An 8,136-nucleotide genomic window follows, 5' to 3' on the forward strand; every position below is an offset into this window, starting at 1 on the left:
GCTATTAAAACAGAATCTTAGGATTCTGTTTTTTTGTTATAGTATTGATTGTTTTGTACGCGCAGCGAAAATAAAAAATGCAGTTTCCTTCACAAGAAGAACGACAACAGGCAAAACCAGCACGCCAAGCCACGAAAAAAATAATCGATGCCTTGTTTGGATTTCAACATAGTGCAGAGACAATAGCAGCACTTTTGGTTTTGCTGAGTATTTTATTGGCAACGTTTTTTAATCATGATGGGTGGTTTCCAACTTCTCAAAGCCCCAATATGAGCAATTATCATCGTTGGTTGTATGATCAATTTGTGATAGTTTCAGGTGTGATAGTGCTTGTTGTTTATTTTAGGGTACAGCAGCAAGCAAGTGATCCCCATTTTCGGCAGGCTTGGCGAGACTATATTGATGCCAATGCTAAATTTAAGTTTTATCGCTATGTAAAAGCACAACAAAAAAATAAGTTACCGTTCTTGCACAGTGCAGTAGGTGAATTTCTTTGCGTAATGTGTTTCTGCGTAGGTTTAGTGTGTTTCTATTCAATGCTTACACCTTCAGATCATGAGCGTAGAGGTAGTTTTCTACTGTTTGGTTGGTGGCCGATCAACGCACTTATTATTGGGATTTGCTATCAGGGGCAAATTTGGTTTGCTGTACGTTTAATGGCTGTTCGGCAGATTTCTAAACGATATTTACGATTGATTCAAAAAGAAGCTGCTTTAAGATAGAAAAAGTATTGAAAAAGTCGAAATTGACCTAATGTAGTCCTAATAAACCGAATTAAATTGAGAACTCATTTTTATGTTATTTCATTTACCTAAACTACCTGCCGAAATTCGGATTAGTCATTTGAATGCGCGAATTAATGAACAACGAAAAAAAATTGCGCAAACCACGGCATCTAAACTCGAGCTATTACAACTTTCACAACAAATGGCACGTGAAGCGCGCGCCCGTAAAAAGAACAATCAAAAAATTTATGTGTTGGATTTTAAAGGTGATACTGCTGCGTCTGCTGTAGAGCAATTGCGTGAAGAAATCACCCTAATTTTGGCAACGGCCAAAGCTGGACGTGACCGTGTTGTGGTACGTTTGGAAAGTCCAGGCGGTATGGTGCATGGTTATGGGCTTGCAGCTGCACAATTGGTACGTTTGCGTGATGCAGGTTTCCATCTCACGATTTGCGTCGATAAAGTCGCAGCAAGTGGTGGCTATATGATGGCATGTATTGGTTCAGAAATTGTGTCAGCGCCATTTGCGATTTTGGGTTCTATTGGCGTAGTGGCACAAGTGCCTAACTTTAATCGCTTGCTCAAAGAAAAAAATATAGATTTTGAGATGTACACAGCAGGTCAATACAAACGCACTGTGACCATGTTTGGTGAAAATACCGAAGAAGGCAAGGCTAAGTTTGAAGAAGAATTGCAACAAACTCATGTACTATTTAAACACTTTGTCGAAAAATACCGTCCACAACTGAATGTTGAAAAAGTGGCAACAGGTGAGCATTGGTATGGTCAGGATGCACTGGATTTAAACTTGGTAGATAAGTTACAAACCTCAGATGAATACTTACTAAGTTTGTTGCCACAGCATGATATTTATGTGATTCAAACCCGTAAAAAGCCAACTTTGGGTGAAAAACTGGGTTTGCAAGCTGCACAAATGGCAGACAGTTTGATTCCTGCAGTGATGAATAAACTGGTTGATAGCCTAAGCAAAGCCAACAGCAGTTTGTTGCAAATCCGTGATCCTAAACTGTAATAGTGATGATCTAACTTCTAAAATTTATCTAAAAATTGCGCTCAATTGAGCGCAATTTTTTTATTCACTTTTATTCAAAAATATAGGGTCTTTGATTTAAGCATCTTAATTTTCAATTCAGCTTGATGTTATATCTTTGTGATAAGAACAAAACCACCTTGATAGATTGAATATGCAAACAAATAGTGTGCCCGCGAAGCAATCAACATCTACAGATTTAATGATTCGCTTTTTGCATGTGGTGATGCTGCTAAGTTTTACAGGGGCTTACTTAACAGGTGATGCGGAAGAATGGCATCAGTTACATATGGCTTTTGGCTATACGTTGGGGATTAGTTTAGCTTTACGAATCGTATGGCAGGTGTTGAGTATGTTGAACAGCACACAGCCGACAGGAATTTCTAAACGTTTAGGCATGATTCAACAATTTGTAAAACGCGATTGGAAACAGCCACAGCAGTTTTTTTCATTACCGTTTTTAAAGTCAGGCAGTTCCAGTGCGTTTCAATTCAGTATTTTGTTGATTTGGTTGGCATTGCCTTTAACTGTGTTGGTTGGATTTTTCACCGATTATACCCAAAGTCATACTTTAAAAGAGCTACATGAATTTGCAGCAAATTTATTCTTAGCTGCGGTATTGGTGCATTTAGCGAGCTTAACTTTAAGCAGCGTATTGTTTAAAAAATGGCTTGCCAAAACCATGTTTTGGGGTTCAGTTAAACCTGCAGTATTAACGGTGTTGATCTGGATGATTTCAGTCGCAAGTTTAGCTGGCTTCTGGTGGTGGTATTGGCAATAAATTTGGATTTAGTACGAAAGAGGCATCCTGTTAGGGTTTCTTGATCAAGTAGAAGCATCCCATCAGCATTGCTCCTATCGTTGCTAAAAGCATATCCATGTGTGCATCCCAAATATCACCTTGCTGACCATTATAATTTTCAGCATCTTCTGGCGATAAGCCAAGCGCAATGAGCCATTCCACCCATTCATAAATTAAACTGCTTGCCATGATAAATTGAATGACCAAAAGATATAAAACGATAGGTTTGTTTTTTGGAAACCAGACTTCAAACAAGCGCAATAAAACAGGATAGAGCAAAATACCATAAGCCAAATGCACAAAACGGTCATACATATTGCGTGACCAACCCATGCTCTGATCTAAATTGAAGCCAAAGCTGTGCAAAATCCAATCATTATAGGGCACATAAGAATACAGATAATGTGCTCCGACAATATGAATCAGTAAAAATATTAAATACAGCACAAAGCTAGAAAAACTCAGTCCTACTTTTTTAAACGCAATCAATAAAGCCGCGAGCATAAAAACTGTGCCTGCCTGATGCAGTAGATACGATTCAAATTCCAGTGGTTGAATACTGGCAGCAAGCATGGCGAGTATAACCAAGCCTAAAGCACAGTAATGTTGAATGCGGAATTGATTTTGCATGTGATGTTTAAGTTGGAAGATTTGTTTTATTCTAATAAAAATGCGAAGCCGAAGCTTCGCATTTTTGTATTGTGATGACAGCTTTTACAAATTAGATTTTAGCAATTAAATCTTGAATTTGTTTCGCTTGTTCAGCCGCATTACCTGTATAAGTTGCAGGCGTCATTGTCGCTAAACGTGCGCGATCTGCTGCAGGAACGCCTTCCAACTCATTACCATTCACGAAATCTACCATCATGTCACGTGTCATAGCTTGACCACGTGTAAGAGCTTTTAATTTTTCGTATGGTTTTTCGATGTTATAACGACGCATCACAGTTTGAATTGGCTCAGCCAATACTTCTTGAGCATTGTCTAAATCTTCAAGAATACGTTGTGCGTTCAATTCAAGTTTGCCAATACCTTTAGAGCAAGCTTCAAATGCGATCAAGCTTTGTGCAAAACCAACACCCATATTACGCAATACAGTCGAGTCAGTTAAGTCACGTTGCCAGCGAGAGATTGGTAATTTTTCGCCTAAGTGAGCCAAGACTGCATTGGCGATACCCAAGTTACCTTCAGAGTTTTCAAAGTCAATTGGGTTTACTTTGTGCGGCATGGTTGAAGAACCAACTTCACCTTCTTTCAGTTTTTGCTTGAAGAAACCAAGTGAGATGTAGCCCCAAACGTCACGGTTGAAGTCGATTAGAATGGTGTTGAAACGACGTAGCGCATCAAACAATTCTGCCATATAGTCGTGTGGCTCAATTTGAGTCGTGTATGGGTTAAAGCTTAAACCTAAAGATTCTACAAATGCTTGAGAATGTGCAGGCCAGTTGATTTCTGGGTATGCAGAAAGGTGAGCGTTGTAGTTACCTACTGCACCATTGATTTTGCCCAAAAGCTCAACTTGCTTGAACTGTTTGATTTGACGTGCAAGACGATATGCCACGTTTGCCATTTCTTTACCCAAAGTTGTTGGGCTTGCAGTTTGACCGTGAGTACGTGACAACATTGGTTGATCTGCGTGTTTTTCTGCCAATGCAACAATCGAATCAATGATTTGCTGCATCGCTGCAACCAATACTTCACGACCATTTTTAAGCATTAAAGCATGTGACAAGTTGTTGATGTCTTCTGAAGTACAAGCAAAGTGAATGAACTCACCTGCATTTTTTAACTCATCAATGTTGGCAATTTTTTCTTTTAAGAAATATTCAACTGCTTTTACGTCATGGTTGGTGGTGCGTTCAATTTCTTTAATGCGGTTGGCATCATCTTCAGAGAAATCTGCAACAATTGCATCTAATGCAGCATTCGTTGCAGCACTGAAAGCAGGTACTTCGGTAATTTCAGGACGATTGGCAAGCGCTTGTAACCAACGCACTTCAACAGTCACACGAGCATGGATTAAACCAAACTCAGAGAGGAAAGGGCGGAGAGCATCACATTTGCTTGCATAGCGCCCATCTAATGGAGAAAGTGCGGTTAAAGCGTTCATATCGATTCCTTAAACTTTGGAATTAAACCTAAAACAAAAGCGTGTTCAGCATGGTTTAAACCACCTGATACTGTAAACGCGCCAGATCTTGAATATCACGTAATAATTTACGTTTGCTAAATACCATGCCCCATGAACTGCCACCAAGTTGACGCCAAAGGTGTGCCATTTGTAAGCCTGTAAAAAGCGAAGCTCGAATTCGGTTGGTATGTGCAGAATCCTTAAATGCTTCTGCATTGCCACGTACCATAATGCGCGGGTTAATTTGTCCCGCAGTATCGACATAGGTTTGGGCTAAATTGGCAATAATACTGGGATGCAAATAGTTATGATCAAAAAATGAAAGTTGTTTTAAGATTTTTTGCTGTGACTGCTCAATAATTTCGACGTATTTAGGATTGCTATACACTTTCTTTTCTAATTGTAAGAGTGCCATCGCATACGACATGGGTAGTTTGGTATTGGATAATTTAGGTAAACGCGATTTAGGAGCAGTATTAAAAGGTTGGTTGATGCTGCTTTCTAGCGTTTTTAAACCCAAAGAAATATCGGCCAAATGATTAAAAAAATCCAAAGTTTGCGAACTGTGATTGCTACTTGGACGGATATTTAAACTGGCTTTAATTAATTGCTCAAAATAAAAGTTACCGCTTTCACCAATACTTTGTCTGCCTGTGAGTGCAGTCATGTGCGTGAGCTGGGTGGCTTGAAACACACCCGCTAACGCCAAGGCACGATTTTGGCGAACATTCAGAGTTGGTGACTGTTGAAACGGTAACTCTGTCATCCAAAACAATCCTTAAATAAAATCGGGTTTAGGTGCATTGGTATGGTGAATCACACCACCGCCTAAACACATTTCGCCTGAATAGAATACGACACTTTGACCAGGAGTGACTGCACGTTGTGGTTCATCAAATTCCACACGTACACCGCCAGGCATGCTGTCATCATTGAAAATTACACAGTCCTGATCATCTTGGCGATAGCGAGTGCGACAAGTACAATGGAAGCCTGACGCTGGAATTTCTTGTTCACCTGCCACCCAATCAATTGCTTCGCTCCATAAAATAGTGCTTTGCATGAGTGGATGTTCATGACCTTGACCAATCACTAAACGATTGTTTTCAATATCTTTATGCAGGACAAACCATGCACCTTCAGCAACACCTTTTAAGCCGCCAATACCAATCCCGCCACGCTGACCGAGCGTATAGTACATTAAGCCGTGATGTTCACCAACCTCTTTGCCATCGTCTAAAACAATTTTTCCAGCTTGAGCAGGCAAATATTGTTTTAAGAAATCATTAAAGCGACGTTCACCAATAAAGCAAATCCCTGTCGAGTCTTTTTTCTTGGCAGTGACTAAATCTAGTTCTTCGGCAATTTTTCGGACTTGCGGCTTTTCAATTTCGCCCACAGGGAACAAGGTTTTATTGATTTCACGACCATGCACTGCATGTAAGAAATAGGTTTGATCTTTATTTTTATCTAAACCACGTAACAGTGGAGCGTATGCTTCACCTTTGGAGTTGTACTGCGTTCCACCACGACGAGCGTAGTGACCTGTGGCGATAAAATCTGCACCTAAATTCATGGCGTGATCTAAAAAGGCACGGAACTTAATTTCTTTATTGCATAAAATATCTGGGTTTGGCGTGCGTCCTGCGGCATATTCGGCAAGAAAATGCTCAAAAACCCGATCCCAATATTCCATCGCAAAGTTGGCTGTATGCAACTTAATGCCTAGCTTGTCGCACACCGCTTGCGCATCGGCAAGATCTTCCATCGCGGTGCAATATTCAGTGCCGTCATCTTCTTCCCAGTTTTTCATGAAAAGCCCTTCAACCCGATAACCTTGTTGAAGTAGAAGTGCAGCAGAAACAGATGAATCTACACCACCTGACATACCGACGATGACACGTTGTTGCATAGGATTAGGCATCCAAACTAGAAATAAGGGGAGAATTTTGGTGCTCGTAAATGAGCGATAAAGGATAAGATTGACCACTGAGCGCATCTTGAACCGCTTTCAGTACCAACGGACTTCGGGCACGTGCCGATTCAGCCAGTTCGTCTGCAGACATCCATACTGTACCAATAATATCGGGATCGAGCTGGGCTTGCGCATCATGTTGCAGCGATTCGGCTAGAAAGCAGAAGCGATAATAGGTGCGGTCAGGAAACATAGGCGGAGTATAGCTATAAATACCGAGTAAGGCATTAATTTTCACCCGATGCCCAGTTTCTTCCATGGTTTCACGTATTGCTGCTTCAATTAAGCTTTCGCCAGCTTCAACATGCCCTGCAGGCTGATTAAACACGCTATGCGTCACACCTTCTGTATGTTCTTCAACAAACAGGAATTTTCCGTTTTTTTCGATAACGGTGGCGACAGTAACGTGAGCAGTCCAAGCGGTCATTGAAAAGCACCATGGGGTAAAACGCATATTCTACAAAATTTAGGGGGATGTGGCTATGTTGAAAGGGGATTTCTTTAAGATGTTATCGCACCTGCATGCTCGGAGATAAATCAACAAAAATATAATCAACGTTTCGCCAAGAATAGCTTGAACGTTATAGATTTACTCTGATTTTCTACAGTCATTTTCAATCAATGTCTCACCATAAGTGCTATTTAGTTGTTGTTGCCAATGTTTAATATAGGTATTAATCCAGAGGTAGCTTTCATGTTTTTCAATTTGCGTTGGTAAATATGGCTTATATTTCTGCAGAAAAATCCCCATCCAGCAGATTTGATTGATTTGGGCAATATTTAGATCAGCATCAAAATGATAAGCATTGCCAATAGTTTGCTCATAGCCTCGTATTACAGCAACTTTTTCAAGTGTTGAAAGTAGTAATTGCTGCGTTAAGGGAGAGGGTTCGGATGTGGAGGCGATTTGGTACACTTTGGCATCAGATAACAATGTACCCACTATTCCACGATTAGCATTTTTCAGTGCTTCACTATTTTTGTCTGTTTGAGAGGCGAGTGAGCAGCTAGTTAAAAATAAGCAACATAATATACTAAGGGGTATTATGAATTTTTTTGTATAGAACATTGTCTGGATCACCTAAATATATACCTTGAGATTTTAATATTTGAATCATGTGTGGATTAAAATCCTGTTTAAAAACATCAATAAACATATTTCTATTAATTGTGATCGGCCCTCTGTTATTTTGGATTAAAAACATATCTCTAGTTGCATCAATCACATTAATTTTATCAATCTGATTTTGCAGGTTTTTAGCTTTCATTAAAGCTGACTGCAATTGATCGTGGGTTTTTAAATGAGGAATATCTTTTACTTCATCAAGGCTTTGTTGCACAAACCTATCTGTAAAGGCTTTTTCAGCGATATAATTTTCAAATGAAGAAGCCTACACACAAAATCTACCGCACAACCAATTGGCCCGCATATAACCGAGCACTCATGAGTCG

Annotated in this window: 10 protein-coding genes; 3 read left to right on the top strand and 7 right to left on the bottom strand. The window is 39.9% G+C overall.

Features of this window, described 5'->3' with window-relative positions:
- Window positions 1-77 precede the first annotated feature (77 nt).
- The 3 genes from FTT91_RS13225 to FTT91_RS13235 all read left to right on the top strand — a co-directional run bounded on the left by FTT91_RS13225 (window position 78) and on the right by FTT91_RS13235 (window position 2,557).
- Window positions 78-722, top strand: a complete 645-nt coding sequence (locus FTT91_RS13225; RefSeq protein WP_004971669.1) for a hypothetical protein — start codon at window positions 78-80, stop codon at window positions 720-722.
- Between the two features lie 73 nt (window positions 723-795).
- On the top strand, window positions 796-1,758 hold the full coding sequence (gene sohB / locus FTT91_RS13230) for a protease SohB (protein WP_004971667.1): 963 nt from the start codon (window positions 796-798) through the stop codon (window positions 1,756-1,758).
- Window positions 1,759-1,930: 172 nt separating this feature from the next.
- Entirely contained in the window at window positions 1,931-2,557 is a 627-nt protein-coding gene (locus FTT91_RS13235) for a cytochrome b/b6 domain-containing protein (protein ID WP_180169602.1), read from the top strand.
- Between the two features lie 30 nt (window positions 2,558-2,587).
- On the opposite strand, the gene FTT91_RS13240 is transcribed toward FTT91_RS13235, so the two are convergent.
- The 7 genes from FTT91_RS13240 to FTT91_RS13270 form a co-directional block, all read right to left on the bottom strand.
- Window positions 2,588-3,208 (bottom strand): DUF2238 domain-containing protein, encoded by a 621-nt coding sequence (locus FTT91_RS13240; RefSeq protein ID WP_004971662.1) that lies wholly within the window; start codon window positions 3,206-3,208, stop codon window positions 2,588-2,590.
- Window positions 3,209-3,299: 91 nt separating this feature from the next.
- Window positions 3,300-4,688 carry an adenylosuccinate lyase gene (gene purB, locus FTT91_RS13245; protein ID WP_019837658.1) on the bottom strand — a complete coding sequence of 463 codons (1,389 nt, stop codon included), beginning with the start codon at window positions 4,686-4,688 and terminating at the stop codon, window positions 3,300-3,302.
- Between the two features lie 55 nt (window positions 4,689-4,743).
- Entirely contained in the window at window positions 4,744-5,475 is a 732-nt protein-coding gene (gene hflD / locus FTT91_RS13250) for a high frequency lysogenization protein HflD (RefSeq protein WP_004971659.1), read from the bottom strand.
- 12 nt (window positions 5,476-5,487) lie between these two features.
- Window positions 5,488-6,621 carry a tRNA 2-thiouridine(34) synthase MnmA gene (gene mnmA / locus FTT91_RS13255; protein WP_180169603.1) on the bottom strand — a complete coding sequence of 378 codons (1,134 nt, stop codon included), beginning with the start codon at window positions 6,619-6,621 and terminating at the stop codon, window positions 5,488-5,490.
- Window positions 6,622-6,625: 4 nt separating this feature from the next.
- Window positions 6,626-7,111 carry an NUDIX hydrolase gene (locus FTT91_RS13260; RefSeq protein WP_096901080.1) on the bottom strand — a complete coding sequence of 162 codons (486 nt, stop codon included), beginning with the start codon at window positions 7,109-7,111 and terminating at the stop codon, window positions 6,626-6,628.
- 162 nt (window positions 7,112-7,273) lie between these two features.
- Window positions 7,274-7,753, bottom strand: a complete 480-nt coding sequence (locus FTT91_RS13265) for a hypothetical protein (RefSeq protein ID WP_004971654.1) — start codon at window positions 7,751-7,753, stop codon at window positions 7,274-7,276.
- A complete protein-coding gene (locus tag FTT91_RS13270) occupies window positions 7,719-8,024 on the bottom strand; it encodes a hypothetical protein (protein ID WP_257229600.1) in 306 nt (101 codons plus the stop codon). Before FTT91_RS13270 ends, FTT91_RS13265 begins: the two co-directional genes overlap by 35 nt.
- Between the last annotated feature and the right edge of the window lie 112 nt (window positions 8,025-8,136).

The sequence above is a fragment of the Acinetobacter sp. YH12021 genome (genome assembly GCF_013420145.1).
Classification (GTDB): Bacteria; Pseudomonadota; Gammaproteobacteria; order Pseudomonadales; family Moraxellaceae; genus Acinetobacter; species Acinetobacter towneri.